This is a genomic window from Burkholderia sp. AU31652 (genome assembly GCF_002223155.1).
Taxonomy (GTDB): domain Bacteria; phylum Pseudomonadota; class Gammaproteobacteria; order Burkholderiales; family Burkholderiaceae; genus Burkholderia.
Genome location: NZ_NKFG01000007.1, coordinates 617,524 through 640,694 on the forward strand (window position 1 = coordinate 617,524; position 23,171 = coordinate 640,694).

A 23,171-nucleotide genomic window follows, 5' to 3' on the forward strand; every position below is an offset into this window, starting at 1 on the left:
GCACCGGCCCCACTGCCATCGGTCGATCGTCAAAAGGCGACCGCCTGCCGCCGGTCGCCCGCAGCCGGTCGCCCCTCCCCGCCTTACGCCGCGGCCGCTTCCGCCCACGGCGGCCGGAAATCCAGCCCGAGATGCTGGCTGATCGCCGCGTCGAGCCGCTCCACCGCGTCCCGCTCGATACGCGTGATGCCCGGATGCCAGATGTCGACGAGCAGGCAAACCCGCGGCTCGTTGCTGTCGTTCCAGCTCTCATGCTCGAACGTATCGTCGAAAATGATCGCGCGCCCGTCCGGCCACTCGCGAATCTCGTCGCCGACGCGCAGCCGCGAACCGCGCGGCACGATCAGCGGAAGCTGGCAGGTCAGCTTCAGATTCGTCGTGTCCGTATGCGGCGGAATCCGCGTCCCGCCCTGGATCACCGAAAAGATGAAGGCGCCGCTCGGGCTGAGGAAGTCCTGCACCTGCCGCATCAGCGCCGCGGTGCGCGGGCAGCGGCGGCAATTCTCCTCGACCTCGGGCTCGCCCTTGCGCCTGAAATAGAACGACCCCCAGTCGTTGCGCCGGATCGATTCGAAACGCCCGGCCACCTGCTCTTCGTACGGCAGCAGCATCGGCGTGGTCACCTGGGCGAGAAACTCCTCGCGCAGCACGTCGACCGACGCCTCGAACGTCGACGTGAACGCCTCGAGCGCCGGATAGTCGGACGCCTCGTACCACGGCTTGCCGTCCAGCCCCGGGAAATAGAACAGCAGCGGCCGCTGATATTTCGGCAACGCGGGCAGCGGAACCCGCCCCGTGTTGATGTCGACGAACTCGATCACGCGTTCGAGCTCCGCGGTCCCGTACTGCGACACGAGCGCCTCCAGCGTCTCGTGAATCGCGATGCGCATCTCCTGTTTCAAAGTCGATCTCCTTGGCTATCGTGGGGTGACAAACAACAAAATTGCCGCTTCCGCATGACGCATCACACATGAATCGAAACGGTGCGCCCGGCCTACGCGCGCGCCGTCGTCTTCGCCTCCTCCATCGGGTCGGCGGCCCAGCCGCCGATCGACGCGCCGTACCCGGCCGCCGCCGCGACCAGCACGCCGACGCCGCACCACACCGCCTGCACGCCCCACTGGCTGACCAGGTAGCCGAGCAGGATCGACGCGATCATGCTGCCGAGCTGGAACACCAGCGAAAAGAACGAGACGGCGCGCGATCGCAACGCATCGGGCGTCCGGTGATGCAGCACCGCGTTGACCACCGCGCCGGCGATGCCGAGGAACAGCGCGACCCCGCTCAGCACGGCGCCGAACGCGACCACGTGATTCGCCCAGCGCGTCAGCACGAGGCTCGCGGCGAGCCCGGCGAACGGCAGCGACACGGCGAGCGCCGGCCGTGCGGCGCAATGCTTCATCACGCGATACGACACCCAGCCGCCCGCGCCCTTGACGACCAGCATCAGCGTGAGGAACAGGCCGAACGCCCAGGTCGCGCCATGCATCGGCACGAGCGTCTTCAGCACCACCGGCCAGTAGCTCTCCAGCACCGACACGACGCCGCCGAGCAGCATGCAGAGCAGGATCAGCGGCCGCACCGCGCCGCCGTGCCACGCGAAGCGCACCAGTTCGCGCAGGTCGTCGCGCATCCGGCCGGCCGGCGCGGCCTCGGGCGGCGCCTGCTCCGCCTCGGCGAAAAACCATGACGTCAGGCCCAGCAGCACGATGAACAAGCCGCCTGCGAGCGCCAGGCCGATCCGGTAAGGGTTGTCGAACAGCCGGCTGCCGATCAGGTCCGGGAGCACGCCGCCGACCAGCGACATGCTTGCCAGCCCGAGCGCGGAGGCCAGCTCCGCGCGGCCGAGAAAATAAGGAATCCGGTTCGTCTCGCCGTGCTCGCGCAGCAGGCCGACATACCACGCGTCGACGGTGCCGGAACTCATCGCGCGCGCGACGCCGAAGCTCGCCGCGGCGAGGTACAGCACCGGCTTCTGGCTGAAGCACAGCATCAGCGCGCAGCCGATGCTGTTCATCAGCAGCGAGATGCGATAGGTCCGGATCCGGCCCACGCGGTCGGCCATCGCGCCGAACGGCAGTTCCAGCGCGATGGTCGACAGGCTGAACACCGCCGCGTAAAGCCCGATCTCGAACAGCGTGAAATGGCTGTGCAGCAGGAACAACGTGACGACCGGCAGCACGAGGCCGAAGGTGCCCCACAACGCCGCCTGCTGCAGGCAGTACCGCAGGTGGACGGTCATCGGCCGTCCTTGCCGCCGGACTCGAGCAGCAGGTACTCGCCGTCTTCCGAGCTGCCGGCGCCGATCTCGACGAAACCGCACGCGGCATAGAACGCCAGCGCCGGCCCGTTGGCGCGCAGGCACTTGAGCCGGTAACGCGTGGCCGGCCAGCCCGGCAACGCGCGCAGCAGCGCCCGGCCGATGCCGCTCCGGTGGTGCGACCGGTGCACGTGCAGGTGATGGATGAAATGGTCGGGCTCCCAGACCGACACGAAGCCGGCGAGTCGCCCGCGGTCGTCCTCGGCGACCCTCAGCCGCTCGCCTTCCGTCTGGGCCTCGAAATCGGCCAGCTGGAACGCGCCGGCCGGCTGCCAGACGAAGGTCTCGCGGCGCGAGCGCAGGAACAGTTCGCACAGGGCCGGCGTATCGGCGGCCACGGCGTCACGTACGATGATCTTCATGATGCGCTTACCTCGCGGCAGTCGTGGTTGCCGGGCCCGCACAGCCCGGCAGGCTCGCCATCACGTCGGCGACGAAACGTTCGGTATCCCAACTGTGGTCCACCGTCGCGCCCAGCCGCGTGATGACCGCGCGGCACGACGGCACGATCACCACCAGCTGGTGATTGAAGCCGTCCATCATCATCAGGTCCGCCGGCAGCGACGGAAACCGGCGCGCGCCGCCGACGCCGGCGTTCAGCCACAGATGCGCGCCGAGCCGGCCGTCGTGCCGCGCCGCCTGGGGCGTCGCCATGAAGCGCACCCAGTCCGGCTCGACGATGCGCGTGCCGCGCCACACGCCTTGCTGCAGGATCAACTGGCCGAGCTTCGACCAGTCCCGCGCCGACGCCAGCATGTAGCTGCCGCCGACCAGCGTGCCCGACGCGTCGGGCTCCATCATCGCGGTGCGGATGCCGAGCGGCTCGAACAGCCGCGCCCGCGCGAACGGCACGACGTCGAGCGGCCGCGGCGAAATCGCGCGCGCGACGATCTTCGCGACCAGCACGCTGCCGCCGCTCTGGTAGTCCACCTCGCGGCCGGGCGCGACCTTCAGCGGCCGGCTCGCGACGAAGCGCGCCATGTCGGTCGACTGGTACAGCATCTTCGTCGTGTCCGAGCCGGGCAGATAGCCTTCCTGGTAATCCAGCCCGCTCGTCCATTGCAGCAGGTTGCGCAACTGGATCGCCTGGCGCGGATCGCCGGGTTGCGCCCAGTCGTCCAGCAGGTGATCCTGCGTGAGCGTCAGCTTGCCGTCGCGGGCCAGCACACCCGCCAGCAACGCGGTGACGCTTTTCGTCATCGACCAGCCGAGCAACGGGGTGTCGGCCGTGACGCCCGGCGCATACCGCTCGCCGACGAGCTTGCCATCCTGCCGCACGACCACGGCCAGCGTGTTGCGCAGCGACGCGGGCGACGGCTCCGCCATCGCGCGATCCAGCACGGCGCTCAGCGCCGGCAGCGGATCGGCCGGCGCGACATCGTCGGCGTTGCCGTAGTGGTCGACGTAGCCGGCATCGGCCGCGGCGGGCGGCAGCGCGAGGCCGCGGCCCGCCGCGCGCAATGCGTCGATCTCATCGGCCGGCGCGATCGTGCAGCCGAGGCCCGGCCGGTACAGCGCGACCGTCGAACGCAGCACGCCGAGCCCGGCGGCCTCGACGGTCTGTCGCGCCCGGTCGATCCGGTACGTGACGAAGTTGAACAACGGATTGATCGGCTTGACTTCGCGCGCGAACAGCGCACGTGCATCGCCGTCGCCGCCGGCGAGCGCGCGCACGCACAGGTAGTGCGACGCGTAGCCGGTGGCGGCGGGCAGCGCCCAATACAGCAGGCCCGCGGCAATCACCAGCAACAGCACGGCCGTGGCGGCGAGCATCTTGAAGGCGGCAGCGACACGGGACGGATGACGATCCGGCATGGGAGTGGTTTCCTGGTTCGACGATTCGACGAGACGAGACGAGACGACACGACACGACACGATGCGGACGGCCGCGTGGCCGCCCGCGCTCAGAGGATGATTTCCTTCTTCAGGTACAGCCGCTCGGACTGGATGTCGTGCGCGTGACAGCGGGCGATCAGCTTGTCCGATTCGACGATCGGCAGCGACGTCGGCGCGTATTCGATGCTGGAGATGAACTTGAGCCAAGGCTCCGCGCCCATCGCATAGACGAACACCTGGCGCGGCGCGAAGCACTCGACCAGCGGCCACGCGCGCTCGCAGTCGGAGCCGTTCAGCCGGCGGTTCTGGTCGAACTGCCGCCCGAGCGGCTCGTTCAGGAGCGCGCCGTACAGCCAGGACATCGGCGCGCCCTCGCATTCCATGCCGATGAACAGCGTGCCGATCCGGCCGATGCGCTGCGCGATACGCTGGTACAGCTCCGGCTGCAGGTTGTTCGAGTCGGCCGCGAACAGCATGCTCTTGCCGTCCACCTTCAGCGCGAACGCCATCTTCGCGGCGATATGCAGATCGCCGTGCTCGCCGAGGAATGGCAGCGCCACGATCTCGCCGCCCGGCACGGGCACGCTGTCCAGCTCGCCGACCTCGACCACCCGCTCGAACCCGCACGCCTCGAGCGCGAGCCGGATCGACGGGTCCTGCAGGAACCCGCCATGGCTGCGCGGCACCACCAGCGTGCCGATCCGGTGCCGCAGCTGCAGCAGGCTCTCGAGCACGATGTGATCCTGGTGGTTGTGGGTCAGCAGCACGTAGTCGATGCGCTCGGGCAGATCCGCGAACGTGAACGGATCGTCGCCCTGGCCGAGCGGATAGCCGACGATCGGATCGGTCAGCAGCGAAAATTCCGCGGTTTCGACCAGCACCGTCGCATGGTTGAAGTAGCGCACCCGCACCGGCTGCCCCGCGCGCGCCGGCGCCGACGGCGGGCGCGGCGGCGGCGCGTCGGTGAACCAGGTTTCGAGTGCCGCGCGCCGCTCGGCACCGCCCTCCGCGTGAACCAGCAGGCGGTCGATCAGGTCCGGCGCGGCGCCCGCGTGGCGAGCCGCGAACAGTTCGTCGTACAGCGCGTCGCGGAACGGCAGGCGGATCTGCACCATGTGCTCGTCGGGAAAGCGCGGCGTGCTGAGCATGAAGCTCCGGTCGTCGCTGGTCGCGAGGAAGCCGTTCACGCTCTGCAGCGCGTCGAGATAGCCGGCGCTGTCGTACAGCAGCCGCTCGAACAGCCGGTACGACGCGTGGCCGCGCAGGTCGTAGCCCAGCTCGACGAAGCCCTTCAACGGCTCGGGCACCCGCGCATACAGCGGCGACAGCGTGTCGCCGCCCCCTTCCCGCGCGAGCAGCTCGTCGAGCTCGCGCAGCGCGTCCGCCAGCGCCAGCAGCGGCGCGGCGCGCGTGCGGGTGTCGCGGATCAGCGCGTCGACCGCCGGCAAGAGCTCCCGGCCGCCGTTGAGGAACGGCCCGCCGGCCATTTTCGCGGCGGAACGCCGATGCAGTTCGGGTGCGCGGATGAAGGATTCCATGATGCGCAGGTGCACCTGCTTCATCACCAGCGCGCAGGTCGCCGGCTGCAGCAGGAACGTCCACGCATACCACTGATTGACCAGCGGTTCGAAGACGACGTTCGGTTTCAGGTAGATCTGGGTCATGTCAGGAATGATCGTGTTCGACTACGGGAACGGCGGCGTCGGCGACGAGCGCGAGCGCGGCCTCCATGTGCTCGCGCCACCGGCGCAGCAACCGTTCGGCAGTGGCGCGCGTGTGCACGGTGTTGCTGTAACGGCACTCGAATGCGAGTTCGCCGTCGCCCGCGACGCAGACGAGGTTCAGCAGGTGCGAACGTTGGTCGGTCGCCGCGCGATCCGCGCCCACCGCCTCGGGCGCGGCGGAGAACCACGCGGAAGGGCGCGCGGCGGCCGCCGAGACGAAATCGACGCTGACCTGCGGCTGCACGCAACGCCGCCACGCGTCGGCATCGACGCCGGCGGGCGGCGGCACGTCCGCGCCGCCCAGCGCCGCCGGCGGCAGCGCGGCGAGCGCCGCCTCCCACGCGCGCAGCGCGGCGACGCCCGGCGCGCCGGCGTGCTGCGGCAACAGCAGCGGCACGTCGCAGACGAAGCAGCCGAGCGCGCGCTCGACCGCCGGCCCGTCGTCGAGCCAGTCGCGGCCGTGCCGGCCGAGATCGGCGACCACCGCGCCGCCCGCCCATTCGGTCAGCGCGCGCGCGGCCGCCGCGATGGCGACGGTGGCGGCTTTCACGCGCAGGCGCTGCGGCACGACGGTGAGCATCCGTCGCGCCGCGTCGCCCGTCAGCCGGTCGCGCACGACCTGCTGGCTGGCCTCCGCGTTGTCGCCGGGTGCCGCGTGCCGATCCCGCGGCAGCGCGACGTTGGCCGCCATCGGCGCGAAGTACGCGGCGCTCTCGCCCGCCGCCCGCGCGGCGGCAATGCGCGCGTCCACCGCACGCAGATAGGCCGGGTACGCGAGCGTCGGCGCGGCCAGTGCCGGCGTCCGGCCGTTCGCATGCGCCGCATATGCGTGGGCCAGGTCGTCCAGCAGCACCGCCCAGCCATGGCTGTCCGCCACCAGCCCGTGCACGACGAGCAGCAGCCGGTCGCCGGCCGCGCCGCACCGGTAGTGCGCGATCCGGACCAGCGGCCCGTGCGCGAGATCGAAGCCCTGCTGCAGCGTCGCGCCGTGCGCGGCGATGAAGCGGGCCGCATCGTCCGCCGTGCCGAGGTCGTGGCTGCTGAAGCAGCGCTGCACGGCGTCCGCGTCCGCCGGCGCGATGCGGCCGGCCAGCGCGTGGGCATCGAATACGCAGCGCAGCCCCGGGTGCGCGTCGAGCAGCGAGCGGAACGCGGCCCGCAGCGCGTCGGCGTCGAGCGGCTGCGCCGCCTGAACGAGCAGCGAGCGGTTCCAGTGGTGCGCGTGCGGGCGCTGCAACACGCGCCGCTGATACGGCGTCAGCGGGAACCCGGACGCGTCGTCCGCCTCCGGCCGCACCGTCAGCGGTCGCAGGCATTCGGCCAGGTCCGCGAGGGTCGAGGTCGAGAAGAAGTCCTGAGGATCGACCGTCCAGCCCGCCCGGTTCAGTTGCGCGACGGCACGCAACACCAGGATGGAGTCGCCGCCCAGCCCGAAGTAGTTGTCGTCCCGGCCGATCCGGTCCAGCCGCAGCACGTCGCGCAGCACCGCCAGCAGCGCGCGCAGCGGCGGTGCTTCGTCGCCGTCCGCGGCTTCGTCGGGCAGCACCGCCGTCGACACCCACTGGCGGTCGATCTTGTCACCGGACGTCTTGGGCAGCGACGGCACGATGGCCAGCGCATGCGGCACCAGGTGCGCCGGCGCCACGCGGCGCAACGCACGCAGCCGCGCGCGCGCCGCATCGCGTGGCGTGGCCGGCGCATCCGACGCGTCGGAACCCACGACGATGAACGCCTCCAGGCGCGGCGCCGGCGCATCGGGCCCGCTCGACAGCCGCACCGCCGCCTCGCGCACGCCGTCCTGGTCGAGCAGCAGCGCCTCCACCTCGGCCAGGTCGACGCGAATCCCGCGCACCTTGATCTGGCGATCGCTGCGGCCGAGGTAGACCAGTGCGCCGTCCGTATCGCGACGCACGAGGTCGCCGGTGCGATACATGCGCGCGCCCGGCTGGCCGGCGAACGGATCGGGCAGGAAGGCGGCGGCCGTCTGCCCGGGCCGGCCCGGATAGCCGCTCGCGAGCGCACTGCCGCCCAGGTAGAGCTCGCCGCGGCACAGCGGCGGCACCGGTTGCAGGTGCGCGTCGAGCACATAGGCGGTGGTGCCCGGCAGCGGCGCGCCGATCGGCACGTCGCGTTCGTCCGGGCGCGCGGCGGTCGGCACGTCGTGCACGACGGACGTGATCACGCTTTCCGTCAGCCCGTACGCGTTCATCAGCGCCACGCGGCCGCCCGTCACGGCGCGCCATGCCTGCACCGCCGCGAGCGGCACCGTCTCGCTGCCCGTCACGACCAGGCGCAGCCGCGCCGGCAGCGCGGCCTCGCCGAGCCGGATCGCACGCACCCATTCGCGCCAGAACGACGCGGGCAGGTTGAGAACGGTCGCGCGCTGCGTATCGAGCAGGCCGCTGAACGCACCGAGCGTCGGCCATGCCGCGCGATCGAGCAACAGCAGGCAGGCGCCGGCGGACAGCGTCGTGAAAATCTCCTCGATCGACACGTCGAACACGAGCGACGAGAACTGCACGACGCGGTCGTCTGCGGTCATCCGGTACGCGGCGCACAGCGCCTGGATCTTGTGCGCGACGGCCCGATGGCTGACGTCGACGCCCTTCGGCACGCCGGTCGAGCCGGACGTGAACAGCGTATAGGCGGCCTGCTGCGGATCGATGCACGCGGGCAGCGCGCCGGCGGGCGCATCGCCCAGCACGGCAAACGCGATCGCCGCGCATCCGGGCCATGCCGGCGCCGCCGCCGTGGCGTCGTGCACGAGCAGCACCGGCGCCGCCTGCGACAGGATCGCGTGCTGCCGCGCGGCCGGCGCGGCGGGATCGAGCGGCAGGTAGGTCGCCCCGGCGTGCAGCACGCCGAGCAGCGCCACCAGTGCGTCGAGCCCCGTCGGCAAGCACAGCGCGACGCGGTCGCCGGTGCGCACGCCGCGCGCGAGCAGTGCGCCCGCGACCTGGTCCACCCGGGCCCGCAGCGCCCCGTAGCTGAGCGTCTCGTGCGCGGTGGCGACCGCGGGCGCGGCGTTGCCGGCCGTCAGCGTGCCCGACAGCAGCGACACGAGGTCGGACGCCGCCCGCGCAGGCGCGTCGACGGTGCCGGACGCCGCCTGCCATGCCTGCCGCTGCGCGGCCGACAGCACGCCCGCGTCGCCCAGCGGCGCATCGTCCGGCAGCGTCAGCAACAGGTCCAGCGCCGCGTGGAACTGTTCGACCACCTCGTCCGCCTCGCCCCGCTCCAGCGCGCCGTCGCGTGTCAGCAGCACGCCGCCGTAGCCCGCGCCGTCGCGATGCAGGTTCATCGTCAGGTCGTATTCGGTTTCCGTTTCCGGCGTGTCCTCGAACGCGACGTCCAGCGCGCCGATCCGCACCTGGCGAACCGGCGCCTCCTGCATCGAGAACACCACCTGGAACAGCGGCGTCAGCGACGCGTCGCGCGGGCCGGCGAAACGCTCGACCAGCTTTTCGAACGGATAGTCCTGATGCGCGTGCGCGGCCATCACGCAGTCGCGCACCCGTTCGATCCATGCGCGCGTGCTGCTGGCCGCCGGGAACGCCACGCGCAATGCGAGCAGGTTGACGAAAAAGCCGACGAGCTCTTCGGTGCGGCTCGACGCGCGGTTGGCGACCGGCGAGCCGACCACCAGGTCGCGCTGCCCCGTGCGCCGCGACAGCATCAGCAGGAACGCGGACAGGAACACGACGTACGGCGTCGTCCGCAAGCGCCGCGCCAGCGCGTCGACCTGCGCGGCGCGCCCGGCGTCCACCGCGACGCGGCCGCTGTGCGCGAGGCGTCCGGGCGTGCGCGCGCGACGCCGGTCGCCGCCGAGGTCGAGCACCGGCGCGCCGTCCAGGTGCGCCCAGAACGCCTCGTGCGCCGCGTCGTGCCCGGCGGCGAACCGCGCCGCCTGCTCCTCGCTGTAGTCCGCGTAGTCCCACGCGGGCGGCGCGGCCTCCGGCGCGCGCCCCTGGCTCGCCGCGCCGTACAGCGACGCGAGATCCTGCGCGATCAGCCGGAACGACCAGCCATCGACGACGATGTGATGGAACGACATCAACAGGCACGCGCGGCGCGGCCCGAGTTCGAGCAGCCGCGCGCGGAACAGCGGCGGCCGCGCGAGACCGAACGGCTCCGCCCGCAGCGCGTCGCGATGCTGCGCGATGAACGCGCGCAGCGCGTCGTCCGTGTCGTCCGTGTCGTCCGTGTCGTCCGTGTCGCCGGCGTACGCATGGATCGACAGCGCGACCGCCGCGTCGGCATGCACGTGCTGCTCGCCGCCGCCGTCCGGCCCCTCGTGGAACGACGTGCGCAGCACCGGATGGCGCGCGACCAGCCCGCCGAGCGCCGCGTGCAGCGCGGCGCGGTCGACGTCGCCGTGCAGATGCAGGCATTGCGGCAGGTGGAAGACCGAACCGCCCATGCCGAGCCGTTCGAGCGTCCACAGCCGGCGCTGCTGGAACGACATCGGCGCGCGGCGCGGCCCGGCGGCCGGCCGGCCAGCCGGCGTCGTTGCCGCCCGCTCGGCTGGCTGCGCGGGTTCCGCCTGCATGCGAATCGCGCAGGCCAGCCCGTCGATCGTCGGCGCACTGAAGAACGCCTCGAGCGTCAGCTCCGCATTCAGCCGCTCGTGAATCCGCGCGAGCACGCGCCCGGCCAGCAGCGAATCGCCGCCCAGCGCGAAGAAATCGTCGGTCGGCGTGATCCGCTCATGGCCGAGGCATTCCGTCCAGATGCGCGTCAGCGCATGCCGCACGTCGTCGGTTTCGACCGCTGCGGCGCGCGGGGTGTCGACCGCAACCGGTGCAGCAACCGGTGCAACGGCCGGCGCCTGCGGCTGCGCGCGCTCGAGGGGGCCGCCCTGCTGGGCCGGCAGCCAGTGGCGCGTGCGCTCGAACGGATAGCCCGGCAACGGCAGCCGCTTGCGGCGCTCGCCCGCGTACGCGTCGCGGCGCGTCAGTCGCGCGCCCTTCGCCCACAGCCGGCCGTAGCCGGCGAGCAAGGTCGCCATCGTGCGCGGCGCGCGCTCCGTGAAGCTTGCCAGCACCGCGTCGGCCGGCGCGCAGCGATGCGCGCGCACCAGCGCCGCGAGCACGTCGCGCGAGCCGATCTCGACCCACAGCGCGTCGCCCAGCGCCGCCAGCGTCCGCACGCCCGCCGAGAAACGCACGGTGCCGAGCACGTGCGCAGCCCAGTACGCGGGATCGGCGGCGCGCTGCGCATCCAGCAGCGTGCCGTCGAGGTTGGAGATCAGCGGGATGCGCGGCGCGTGCAGCGTCATCGTCGCGGCATGCGCCTGCACGCGCGCGGCCGCGTCGGCCATCATCGGCGAATGGAACGCGTGCGACGACGCGAGCGGCGCATGCGCGACCCCCGCGTTGCGCAGGTGCGCCGCGAACGCGTCGACCGCGTCCACCGGGCCGGACACCACGCACTGCAGCGGCCCGTTGACCGCCGCGACGGCGAGCGTCGGCGGCAGCTGCGCGGCCAGTTCGTCCTCCGCGATCGATACCGACAGCATCGCGCCGGCCGGCTGCGCCTGCATCGCCGCCGCGCGCGCCGCCACGAGGCCGACCGCGTCGTCGAGCGAGAACACGCCCGCGCAGCACGCGGCGACCAGTTCGCCGAGGCTGTGGCCGATCAGGTAGTCCGGCGTCACCCCCAGCGCCGCCCACGCCTGATACAGCGCGTACTCGTACGCGAACAGCAGCGGCTGGACCAGCGCCGTGTCGGTGGTGCTCGCGTCGCCCAGCAGGTACGGTTCGAGCGCCAGCCCGGCCGCCCCCGCGAACCGCCCGCACACGTCGTCGAGCGCGGCGCGGAACACCGGGTGCTCGCGATGCAGGTCGCGCGCCATCCCGGCGGCCTGCGCGCCCTGCCCGGTGAACAGGAAAATCACCGGGCGCGCGGGCGGCGCGTCGCCGGTGGCCGGCCACCCGCCCGCGGCCAGCGCATCGAGCGCCGTGTCGCGCGACTCGGCAACCACGAACGCCCGGCACGCGTGATCCTGCCGGGCGGCCTGCAGCGTATGCGCGACGTCGGCCAGCGCCCATTCCGGGTGGCGGCGCCACGCGGCGGCGAGGCGGTCCGCCGCGCGCCGCAGCCCGTCCGGCGTGGCGGCCGACAGCCGCAGGCAATGCGCGGCGGCGGCCGTCGGCGCATCCGCCTCGGGCGGCGCGGCTTCCAGGATCACGTGCGCATTGGTCCCGCCGATGCCGAACGAGCTGACGGCCGCGCGGCGCGGCGTGCCGCCGTCCGGCCAGTCGGCCGCTTCCGCGGTGAGGCGGAAGGCCGTGTCGTCGAGTTCGAGCAGCGGGTTGGGCGTGTCGAAATGCAGCGTGCCCGGCACCTTGCCGCGTTCGAGCGCGAGCGCCGCCTTGATCACGCCCGCGAGCCCCGCCGCGCTGTCCAGGTGCCCGACGCTCGTCTTGACCGCGCCGAGCAGGCGCGGGGCGCGTGCCGGGTGCTGGCCGTAGGTCGCCTTCAGCGCGGCCATTTCGATCGGATCGCCGAGCAGCGTGCCGGTGCCGTGCGTCTCGACATAGCCGACCGACGCGGCGTCCACGCCCGCGTCCGCCAGCGCGGCGCGGATCACCCGTGCCTGGCCCGCGGGGCTCGGCGCGGTGTAGCCGGCCTTGTCGTGGCCGTCGTTGTTGATCGCGGAGCCCTTGACGACCGCATACACGTGATCGCCGTCGCGGCGCGCGAGATCGAGCCGCTTCAGCACCACCGCACCCGCGCCGCTGCCCTCGACGGTGCCGCTCGCGGCCGCGTCGAAGGCGCGGCAATAGCCGTCCGCGGAAAAGATCCCGCCGGTGCGGTGCAGGTAGCCCGGCACGCCGTCGACGCCGATCGACGCCGCGCCCGCGAGCGCGAGTTCGCAGTCGCCCTGCGCGACCGCGCGCGCGGCCATGTGCAGCGCGACCAGCGACGTCGAGCACGCGGTGTTCAACGTGACCGCGGGGCCGGTGAGGTTCAGCCGGTAGGCGATCTGCGTCGCGGGCTGGTTCAGCACGTTGATCTGGTACAAGCCGAGCGCGTCGACCGCGTCGCGGTTGCCGAGCACGTGGTTCGCGAGGTACTGGCTCGCGCCCACGCCGACGTAGACGCCCACGTCGCGCGCGAGCCCGGGCCCGGCATAACCGGCGTCCTCGAGCGCGCGGTAGCTTTCCTCCATCAGCTTGCGCTGCTGCGGATCCATGATCTCGGCTTCGCGCGGCGTATAGCCGAAGAACGCGGCGTCGAAACAGTCCGGATCACGAATCAACCCGCGCGCGGCGACGAAGCGCGGATTGCCGAGCAGGTCGTCCGGCACGCCGAGCGCGCGCAGCCGTGCGTCGTCGAGCCGGGTGATGCCGTCCTCGCCCGCGAGCAGCATGCGCCAGAACTGCTCGACGTCGTCCGCGCCCGACACGGCCGCGCTCATCCCGATGATCGCGACGTCGCGGCTGTCGACGGGCGATGGGCTCACGGCCGCGACCGCGCCGTCGGCATCCGCATCGGCCGACGACGTGCCGGACGCGGACAGCCAGCCGGCCAGCGTGCGAATCGTCGTGTAGCGGAACAGGTGATCGATGTCGACGTCGCGGCCGAATTCGCGACGCAGCCGCGCCTGGCACTGGATCAACGCGAGCGAGTGGCCGCCGGCGTCGAAGAAGTTGGTGTCCGGATCGATCTCGGCGAGGCCGAGCACGTCGCACCAGATCGCCGCGACCGCGCCCTCGGCATCGCCGGGTGTGCGGTGTGCGGGGCTGGCAGGGCCGGCGGAATCGGTGGCGCCCGCCGCGTCGAGCGGCCAGTCGGCCAGCCGGAGACGATCGATCTTGCCGCTGCCGGTCATCGGCATCGCGTCGAGCACGACGATCCGGTCGGGCACCATGTACGGCGGCAGCGCCTGTTGCGCATGCGCCTTCAGCGCGCCGTCCGGCAGCGCGCCCGCCGCCTGCACGAACGCGCAGAGCACGGCGCCCGCGCTCCCCGTACGCGCGAGCACCGCGACCTTGGCGACCCCCGGATGGCGGCCCAGCACCGATTCGACTTCGCCCGTCTCGATGCGGAAGCCGCGCACCTTGACCTGCTGGTCGTCGCGGCCCACGAATTCGAGGTCGCCGTGCCGATCGAAGCGGGCCAGGTCGCCGGTGCGATACAGCACGCGATCCGCATCGCCGGTCGCATACGGATTCGGCACGAAGCGCTCCGCGCTCAGCTCGGGTCGGTTCAGGTAGCCCGACGCCAGCGCGCGCCCGGACAGGTAAAGCTCGCCGGTCACGCCGATCGGCAGCCGTGCGAGATCGGGCGCGAGGATGTGCGTGCCGACGTCGCCCACCGCGCGGCCGATCAACACGGGGCCGCTCGCGCAGCGCCATACGGTTGCGTAGATGCTGGCCTCGGTCGGGCCGTAGGCGTTGAACAGCGGCGCGTGCGGCAGCACGCGCGCCGCCAGCTCGACGGTCGCCGGCAGCAGCGGCTCGCCGGCGGCGAATACCGCGCGCAGCGGGCTCGCCGCGCCGGCGTCGAGCGACTGCAGGAACAGGTGCAGCATCGACGGCACGAAATTGACCACCGTCACGCGATGCTGCTCGATCGCGCGCTGCAGGTAGCGCGGATCGTACTGGCCGTCCGGCCGCGCGATCACGATCGCGGCGCCCTTCATCAACGGCCACAGCATTTCGGTAAGCGAAACGTCGAACGATTGCGCGGTCTTCCACAGCACCCGATCGCCCGCGGCCAGCGGATACGTGCGGGCGAGCGCGTCGAACAGCGCGAGGATGCCCTCCTGGCGGCACAGCACGCCCTTCGGCGTACCGGTCGAGCCGGACGTATAGAGAATGTAGGCCGGGTCGCCGGGGCTGACGCGCGGCGCGGCGGCCAACGCGGCCGGGCCCGCTTCCGCCAGCGCCGCCTGCTCGACGAAGCGCACGCCGCACGCGCGCAGGCAAGTGGGCGCGGCGGCATCGCCGACGATCGCCACCGGACGCGCGTCATCCACCATGAAGCGATGGCGCGCTTCCGGCAACGCGGGATCGAGCGGCAGATACACGGCGCCGATCCGGAACAGCGCGAGCACGGTCCGCAGCGTCGCCGCCGTGCGGCCCGCGCACACCGCCACGACGTCGCCCTGCCGCACGCCCAGCGCGGTGAGCGCAGCGGCGTGCCGGTCGCACTGTTCGAGTAGCGCCGCATAGGTCGTTTCGCCCGTGTCGTCGATCAGCGCGACGGCGTCCGGCGCGGCGGCCGCGCACGCGGCAAGGCGCTCGCCGACGCTCGCGCCAACCGGCCGCCCCGGCTTCGGCGCCGCCCAGTCGTCGAGCCGCGCGAGCGTGGCAGGCAGCAGCCACGTCGCCGCGGGTGCGCCGGCAAGCCGCCGCAGCGCTTCGTGCTGCGCGTGCGCGATGTCTTCCGCGTCGGCGCGCCGCAGGCTGTCGGCCCGGTAGCCGACGATGCAACGCAGCCGCTGGTCGCTCGCGGAGACGGAGAAGTCGACCTGCACCGGAAAGCTGTTGACCGCATGGCCGTCGCGGCCCGCGAGCATCCGCACGTCCGCGTCGTCCAGCTCGCGCAGCACGTGGAAGCTCGTGAAATTGAACAGCACCTCACCCAGCTCGATCCCGCCGTTGTCCTGCCGGATCTGCTGCGACGGATAGAAGCGGTGCCGGAAAATACCCGACTCGATCTCGAACACCTGCCGCACCTGCGCGACGGGCGATGCCGCGCCGTCGAGCGCCGCGCGCACCGGCACCGAATTCAGGAACAGCCCGACCGCACGCGCCGCATGCTCGGTCTCGGGCCGCACGTGCGTCACCATCGACGTCAGCACGTCGCGCCGCCCGCTCAGCGCCTGCAGCGCGCGCAGGTGGGCAGCGAGCAGCACGCTCTTGAGCGGCACGTTCGCGTCGCGCGCGAGCGCGCGCAGCGCCGCCTCCAGTTCGACGGAGACCTCGACCTCCAGATAATCCACCCGTTCGTCCGCCGCGTCGCCCGGCAGCGGCGCGCGGCGCAGCGACAGCGCCTGCGCGCCGTCGAGCTGGCCGCGCCAGAACTCGCGCTGGGCCGGATCGGCGAGCGCGGCCTGTTCCAGTTCGATGAAATCCCGGTAACCGGCCTGCACCGGCTCGTCGTCCTGCGGGTTCCGCGCGCCCGTCAGGCCCGCCGTGTAGAGCCGGATGAATTCGGCGGTCAGCGCGGCCTCGCTCCAGCCATCGAGTATCGCGTGATGGAAGCTCCACACCAGCTTGAAGCGCTGCGCCGCCAGCTTGAACACGAAGCAGCGAAACAGCGGCGCGGCGGCGATGTCGAACGCGGCGAACCGCTCGCCGTCCATGAACGCGGCGATCCGGGCGGCCTGCGCCGTCGCGTCGAGCGCGGTCAGGTCGGTGACCGTCAGCGGAATGCGCGCCGTGTCGAACACGAGTTGCAGCGGCACGCTGAACCCCTCCATCCGCAGCGCGGTGCGCAACGCCGGATGGCGGGCCGACAGCCGGTCGAGCGCGTGCGCGAGGCACGCTTCGTCGTACGCATACGCGACCTCGTAGCCGATCACGTCGTGGTACACGCTCGAGCGCTCGTGGCGCAGGCCGTGATAGAGCATCCCCAGTTGCAGGCGGCTGAGCGGATACGCGTCGACGACGCCGGCCGGCAGCCGCGCACGATCCGCTTCGCTCGTCAGCGGCGCCCGGGCGACGGCGGCCTCGGCCGGCGCAACTGCAACTGCGCCCGCCCCCGCGCCGCGCTGCCGCTCGATGTGCTCGCCCAGCGTCCGCACGCTCTGGTGGACGAACAGGTCCTGGATTTCGAATTCGAGCCCGTGGCGCTGCGCCTGCGCCTTCAGCCGGATCGCCAGCAGCGAATCGCCGCCGAGATCGAAGAAGCCGTCGTCGAGGCCGAACCCGCTGCGGCCGAGCACGTCTTCCCACAGCGTGCGCAGCACGCGCTGCGTGTCCGTCAGCGTCTCGGGCGCCGCGTCGACGGGCGCGTCGGCCGGCGTGAGCCGCGCGAGCGCGGCCCGGTCCACCTTGCCGTTCGCCGTCAGCGGAATGTGCGGCACCGCGTGGAAGCGCGCCGGCACCAGATGATCCGGCAGCGACGCCCGCAGCTGCGCGCGCAGGCCGGCTTCGTCCGGCACGTCCGCGCCCGTGCCCGGGCTTGCGGTCCAGTACGCGACGAGCTGCTTGTCGCCCTGCGGCGTCGCGTCGACCGTCACGACGGCGGCCTGCACGCCGCGGCACGCGGCCAGCGCCGCCTCGATTTCCGCCGGCTCGATCCGGTAGCCGCGCAGCTTCACCTGCCGGTCGCGCCGGCCGAGGTAATGCAGCGCGCCGTCATGCGCCCAGTAGCCGACGTCGCCGCTGCGGTACATGCGGGCGCCCGGCTCGCCGCCATGCGGATCGGGCACGAACGCCGCCGCGGTCAGGTCCGGCCGGTTCGCGTAGCCGTGCGCGACGCCGGGCCCCGCGATGTAGAGGTCGCCCGCCGCGCCGGCCGGCAGCGGATTCAGGTCGTCGTCGAGCACATACACCGACGTGCCCTGGATCGGCATGCCGATCGGCACCGTGCGCCCGGCCGCCAGCGCGCCGCGCACCGGGTACGCGGTGGCGAAGGTCGTGGTCTCGGTCGGCCCGTAGCCGTTGACCACCTGGCCGCGTTCCAGCAGCGCGCGGGCGCGCGCCACGTGCGGCAGCGACAGCACGTCGCCGCCGCAGACCAGGTAGCGCAGCTGCCGCAGCGCGTCCGGCGCGTGATCGACCATCGCCGCGAACAGGCCGCTCGTCAGCCACAGGATCGTCACGCCCGCGTCGACCAGCAACGGCCCGAGCTGGTCGAGCGACGCGTCGCGCCCGACCGGCACGACGAGCGACGCGCCGTTCAGGAGCGCGGTCCAGATCTCGAACGTCGACGCGTCGAACGCCGTCGGCGCGAACTGGAGGAACACGTCGTCCGGCGTCACGTCGAGATAGGCCGGCCGGTAGGCGAGCCGCAGGATCGCCTGTTGCGGCACGATGACGCCCTTCGGACGATCGGTGGTGCCCGACGTGTACATCAGGTACGCCGGCATCTGCGCCGGCAGCCCGCTCGCGACGAACGCGCCGTCGCGCGCGGCGATCTCGTCGTCGTGGTCCTCGAGGACGATCAGGTTCAGATAGCCGTCGCGCAGCGCATCGGTGCGCGCCACCACGTCGTCGCGCGTGACGATCACGCTTGCCTGGCTGTCGTCGATCAGGAATCGCAGCCGGTCCGCCGGATAGCGGCTGTCGAGCGGCACATACGCGCAGCCCGCGTTGAGCACCGCCAGCATCGCGACGATCAGTTCCGCGCCCGGCTCGAGGCACAGGCCGACGGTCGAGCCCGGCGACACGCCGAGATCGCGCAAGTGGCCCGCCAGCCGGTTCGCGCGCAAGTTCAGCGCGTGGTAGTCGAGCGTCGCGTCGCCGTGGCGGATCGCCGTGCGGCCCGGATGCTGCCGCGCGAGCGCGTCGATCACCGCGCCGATCGAGTCGGGCAGCGGCTGCCCGAGCGGCCGGCTCTGCCAGCCGCGCAGCGCGTCGAGCGTGGCCGCGTCGCCGCGCGCGAGCGTGCCGAACGGCGCGTCCGGCTGCGCGGTCAGCGCGTCGAGGTACTGCGCGTAGGTGCGCGACAGCCGCTCGATATCGGCGGCCTCGAACAGATCGGTGCGGAACACCGTGCAGCAGCGCACGCCGTCGGACGTCAGCTCGGCGAACAGCGTCAGGTCGAACTGCGCGTAGCGGTACAGGTCGTCGCGCACCGTCATCGCCGGCATCCCGGCCGGCGTCGCCGGCTCGGCGGCGCCGGGCACCGCGCCTTTCGTGTCCTGCAGCACGAAGTTGACCTGGAACAGCGGGCTGCGCGCGGCATCGCGCGCGACGCCGACCTGCTCGACCACCTGGTCGAACGACACCGCCTGATGCCGCAGCGCGTCGGCGACGGTGTCGCGCTCGCGCTCGACCAGCGCGGCGAACGTGGCGCAGCCTTGCCGCGCGGTGCGCAACGCGAGCAGGTTCGCGAAGAAGCCGACGATGCGCTCGCTGCCCGGATGCACGCGGTTCGACGCGGTCGTGCCGATGCAGAAGTCGTCCTGGCCGGCGTAGTCGCCGAGCAGGCACCGCCACGCGGCCAGCATCACGGTGAACAGCGTGCCGCCCTGCCGGCGCGCCAGCGCCTCGGCCCGCGCGCGCACGGCGGCGGGAATCGTGAAGAACACCAGTTCGCCGTCGTGCGCGCGCCGCGGCGGGCGCGGCAGCGCGAACGGCAATTCGAGCGTCGTCGCGCCGGCCAGCCGGCCCTGCCAGTAGGCAAGGCTCGGCGCGCTGTCCGCGGCGCCGCGCGCCTGCTGCCACAGCGCATAGTCCGCATAGTGCGGCTCGTCGTCGGCCGGCGGCTCGAGCTCGCGGCCCGCCAGCCGCGCCGCGTAGGCCCGCCACCAGTCGGCCAGCATCAGTTCCAGCGACCACCCGTCGACGATCAGGTGATGGGCGGTCAGCACCAGAATCTGCCGGACGTCACCGACACGATGCAGCGACACGCGCAGCAGCGGCCCGTGCACCAGGTCGAACGGCTGCGCGATTTCGGCGGTGATCGCGCGGGCGATGTCCGCGTCGGTCGCGCCCGCCGCATGACGATGGACGGGCAGCGCCGGATCGAGCTCGGGGTGCACACGCTGGTACAAGCCGCCGTCGCGCGCGTCGAACGTCGTGCGCAGCGCCTCGTGCCGCGCGACCACGTCGCACAGCGCCGCCCGCAACGCCGCTTCGTCGAGCGTGCCCGCAATCTCCAGCACGTGCGGCACGTGGAAATGGCCAGCGCCGCCGCTGATCGCCATCTGCACCCACATCCGCACCTGTTCCGCCGACGCGGGCAGGTCCGCCGGCCGCGCCTGGCGGGTAATCGCGTCGCGGCTGCCCGCGCCGCGCTGCCTGCCGAACGCTTCGAGCAATTGGCGACGCTTGTTTTCGGTGGAATCGTTATGCGACATCAAACCAGCTCTCCCGACGATGAAAACAGTGTGAGTAGTTCGTCCATGTCGTCCGGCGCGAGGCGATCGAGCAGCGCTTCGAGGCGGTCCTCCCGCTGGGCCTTCTGGCCGAGCGCGACCAGCACCTGTGCGCTGAACCGGTCGAGCTGCGGTGCGCCGAACAGCAGCGGCGGCGACAGCAGCAGCCCGTAGCGGCCATTCAGACGCGCGATCAGCTGGATCGCCTGCACGGAGCTGCCGCCGAGCATGAAGAAATGATCGTCCGGCCCGATGTCGGCGACGTCGAGCACGGCCGACCACTCGGCGGCGACCTCGGCCTGGAACGGTGTCTTGGCGCGCGCCTCGGCGCCGCGCGCGCGCGTCTCGAGCGCCGCGTCGGCGAGCTGGGCCAGGCGCTTGCGGTCGATCTTGCCGGCCGGCAGCAGCGCGATGCGCTCCACCACGTCGATGCGCGCCGGACGCATCGATTCGGGCAGCCGCGCGGCCAGCTCCGTGTGCAGCGCGTCCACCGGCCAGCTGTCCCACCCCGCGGCCGGCTCGACGAACGCATGCAGCAGCCGCACGCGCCCGTGCACCCGCACCGGCACCACCGCGCACTGCGCGATGCCCGGCAGCGCCAGCAGGCACGCCTCGATCTCGCGCAGTTCGATCCGGTTGCCGTTGAACTTGACCTGCTCGTCGCGCCGGCCGAGGTAATGCAGTTCACCGTGCTCGCCGAACATCGCGATGTCGCCGGTGCGGTACATGCGCGCGCCTGCACGGCCCGCGTACGGATCGGGCACGAAGCTCGCCGCGGTGAGATCCGGGCGGCCGACATACCCTTGCGCGAGCCCCGCGCCGCCGATGTACAGCTCGCCCGCGCGGCCGGGCGCGCAGGGCTCGAGGCCCGCGTCCAGCACGTACAGCGACACGTTGTCGATCGGCCGGCCGATCGGCACGCCGGCGCGCGCGTAAGCCTCGCCCGGCGCGCAATGCCACACGCTCACGTCGATCGCCGCCTCGGTCGGCCCGTACAGGTTGGCGAGCCGCACGCCCGGCAGCAGCCGGTGGAAGCGCTCGGCCTGCTCGGCGAGCAGCGCCTCGCCGCTGCAGACGACCAGCGCGAGATCCGGGAAGCGCTGCCCGGGCACCGCGTCCAGGAACGCGTTCAGCATCGACGGCACGAAGTGCGCGACCGCGATGCGCGCGTGGCGCAGCAGCGCCGCCAGCCCGGCCGGGTCCTTGTGCAGCTCCGGCGGCGCGATCACCAGCGCATGTCCGCTCTGCAGCGTCCACAGGAATTCCCAGACCGACACGTCGAAAAAGTACGGCGTCTTCTGCAGCACGCGCACCGGCGCGGCATCGGCGAGCAGCGAGCCGTGCCAGTCGAGCCGGTTGACCAGCGCGCGATGCGTGTTGGCGACGCCCTTCGGCGCGCCGGTGGAGCCGGACGTGTAGATCACGTAAGCGATCCCGTCCGGGTGCAGGCGCCGCGCCGGCAGCGGCTCGGCGGCGAGCCACGCCGCCCGGTCGTCCAGCGCCTGCCGCGCGGCCGGCCCGGCGGGCAGGCGCGCCAGCAGGTGCCGCTGCGTAAGCAGCAGCGCGAGCCCGGCATCGTCGACGATGCGCCGCAGCCGCTCCGGCGGCGCGGCGGGATCGAGCGGCACGTAGGCCGCGCCCGCGCGCAGCACCGCGACGATCGCCAGCACCATTTCCGTCGAGCGCTCGCAGCACAGCCCGACGAGGGCCCCCGGCGTCACGCCGCGCGCCGCGAGAAAACCCGCGAGCCGGGCCGACAGCGCATCCAGTTCGCGATAGGTCAGCTGCTCCGCGCCGAACTGGACGGCCGGCGCATCCGGCGTCGCGGCGCACTGCGCGGCGAAGCGGGCCGGCCAGTCCGTCGCGTCGAGCGGGCGCGCGGGCCCGTGCCAGTGGCGCGCGAGCCGCGCGCGCTGCTCGGGCGCCAGCAGGTCGACCGCGAGCGCGGGCTGCGCATCGTCGTCCAGGTACGCGCGCAGCAGCCGGCCGAAGGACGCGGCGAACTCGCCGATCCGCGCCGCCGGCACGCGGCCCGTGTCGTATTCGAGATTCACGTGCAGGCCGTCGGGCGTCAGCTGATACGCGAAGTTCAGGTCGAACGGCCGCTCGGCGGCGACCGCCGGCAGCAATTCCGCTTGCACGCCGTGGAAGGCGAGCGGTGCGTCCTGCACGAAGAACGCTTCCGTCACGCCGACGTTGAAGACGGGCGCATCGGCCAGCGAGCGCGTGCGCCGCAGCGCCGTCACGAGATCGGTCAGCGACAGCTGCTGATGGCGCTTGGCCTCCGCACGCTGGGCGGTGGTGCGCGCGACGATGTCGATGAACGTGTCGCCCTGCCGCAGCGAAAAGATCATCGGCAGGTTGTTCACGAAGCATCCGCTGGCCTCGCGAAAACCCGGCGAGCGCATGTTGACGGGATAGGTCACGACCAGTTCGCGCACGTCCTGCCAGCGGGCCAGCGCGATCGCGAACAGGCTCGACAGCACGAGAAACGGGGTCGACCGGCTCGCGCGGGCACGCGCGCGCAGCCGGCGCGTGATGTCCGCGTCGAAGCGCAGCCGGTGGATGCGCCCCTCGCCCGGAGCGGCCGATGCCGGTGCCGCTGCCGCCGCGTCGAACTCGAGCCCGAGCGGCGCGTGCGCCAGCGCGCCGAGCCAATAGGCGAGGTCTTCGTCGTAGCGCGGCGACGCGCGGTACGCGGCTTCGAACGCGAGCTGCTCGCCGAGACCGCGCAACGTGCGGGCGGGCGCCGGGCCCACGCCGAGCGCGTGGTTGTACAGCGCCGTCAGCCGCTGGTTGATGTACACCGCCGAAAACGCATCGGAGATGATGTGCGGAAAGCTGAGCACGAGCCGGTGCACGTCGGCCTCCTCGCGCAGCAGCGCGAAGCGAAACAGCGGCGCGTCGTCGAGCGCGAACACGTGCGCCGCGCGCGCGGCGATCCACGCGTCGGCCTCGGCGGCGTCCAGCGCCGGCGCCGCCCGCGCGTCGCGGTAGTCGAGCGCGACCGTCACGCGGTCGTGCACGTCCCGCACCACGCCGGCGTCGCCCATCCGGAACGAGCTGCGGCATCCTTCGTCATGCTCGTGGACGAACGCCTCCAGCGCGCGCCGCAGCGCGTCGCGATCCAGCGGACCCGACAGGCGGTAGACGAGCGCGGTCGTGTAGGCCGACGAGTGCGGATTGAGCTGCCACTCGAGCCAGAAGCGGTACTGATAGGCTGAAAGCGAAGTGGTACGCATGGTAGCCCCTGTCTGGATGCATGAAGGACGTGAAGGACATGGAGGAC

General features: G+C 72.5%; 7 protein-coding genes. All 7 read right to left on the bottom strand.

Features of this window, described 5'->3' with window-relative positions; translation table 11 throughout:
• Nucleotides 1-83: 83 nt before the first annotated feature.
• Complete coding sequence (locus CFB40_RS34575) at nucleotides 84-902, bottom strand: aspartyl/asparaginyl beta-hydroxylase domain-containing protein (RefSeq protein WP_089429899.1); 819 nt, start codon at nucleotides 900-902, stop codon at nucleotides 84-86.
• Nucleotides 903-994: 92 nt separating this feature from the next.
• The gene (locus CFB40_RS34580; RefSeq protein WP_089429900.1) at nucleotides 995-2,242 is read right to left on the bottom strand and encodes an MFS transporter; all 1,248 of its coding nucleotides are present in this window, start codon (nucleotides 2,240-2,242) and stop codon (nucleotides 995-997) included.
• On the bottom strand, nucleotides 2,239-2,682 hold the full coding sequence (locus CFB40_RS34585) for a GNAT family N-acetyltransferase (RefSeq protein WP_089429901.1): 444 nt from the start codon (nucleotides 2,680-2,682) through the stop codon (nucleotides 2,239-2,241). Before CFB40_RS34585 ends, CFB40_RS34580 begins: the two co-directional genes overlap by 4 nt.
• Before the next feature lie 7 nt (nucleotides 2,683-2,689).
• A complete protein-coding gene (locus CFB40_RS34590) occupies nucleotides 2,690-4,135 on the bottom strand; it encodes a serine hydrolase domain-containing protein (protein WP_089433868.1) in 1,446 nt (481 codons plus the stop codon).
• Between the two features lie 89 nt (nucleotides 4,136-4,224).
• Nucleotides 4,225-5,820, bottom strand: coding sequence for an MBL fold metallo-hydrolase (locus CFB40_RS34595; RefSeq protein WP_256976965.1), 1,596 nt, complete (start codon nucleotides 5,818-5,820; stop codon nucleotides 4,225-4,227).
• A gap of 1 nt (nucleotide 5,821) precedes the next feature.
• The gene (locus CFB40_RS34600; protein WP_089433869.1) at nucleotides 5,822-19,864 is read right to left on the bottom strand and encodes a hybrid non-ribosomal peptide synthetase/type I polyketide synthase; all 14,043 of its coding nucleotides are present in this window, start codon (nucleotides 19,862-19,864) and stop codon (nucleotides 5,822-5,824) included.
• A complete protein-coding gene (locus tag CFB40_RS34605; RefSeq protein WP_089433870.1) occupies nucleotides 19,864-23,124 on the bottom strand; it encodes a non-ribosomal peptide synthetase in 3,261 nt (1,086 codons plus the stop codon). The genes CFB40_RS34600 and CFB40_RS34605 overlap by 1 nt, the downstream gene beginning before the upstream one ends.
• Between the last annotated feature and the right edge of the window lie 47 nt (nucleotides 23,125-23,171).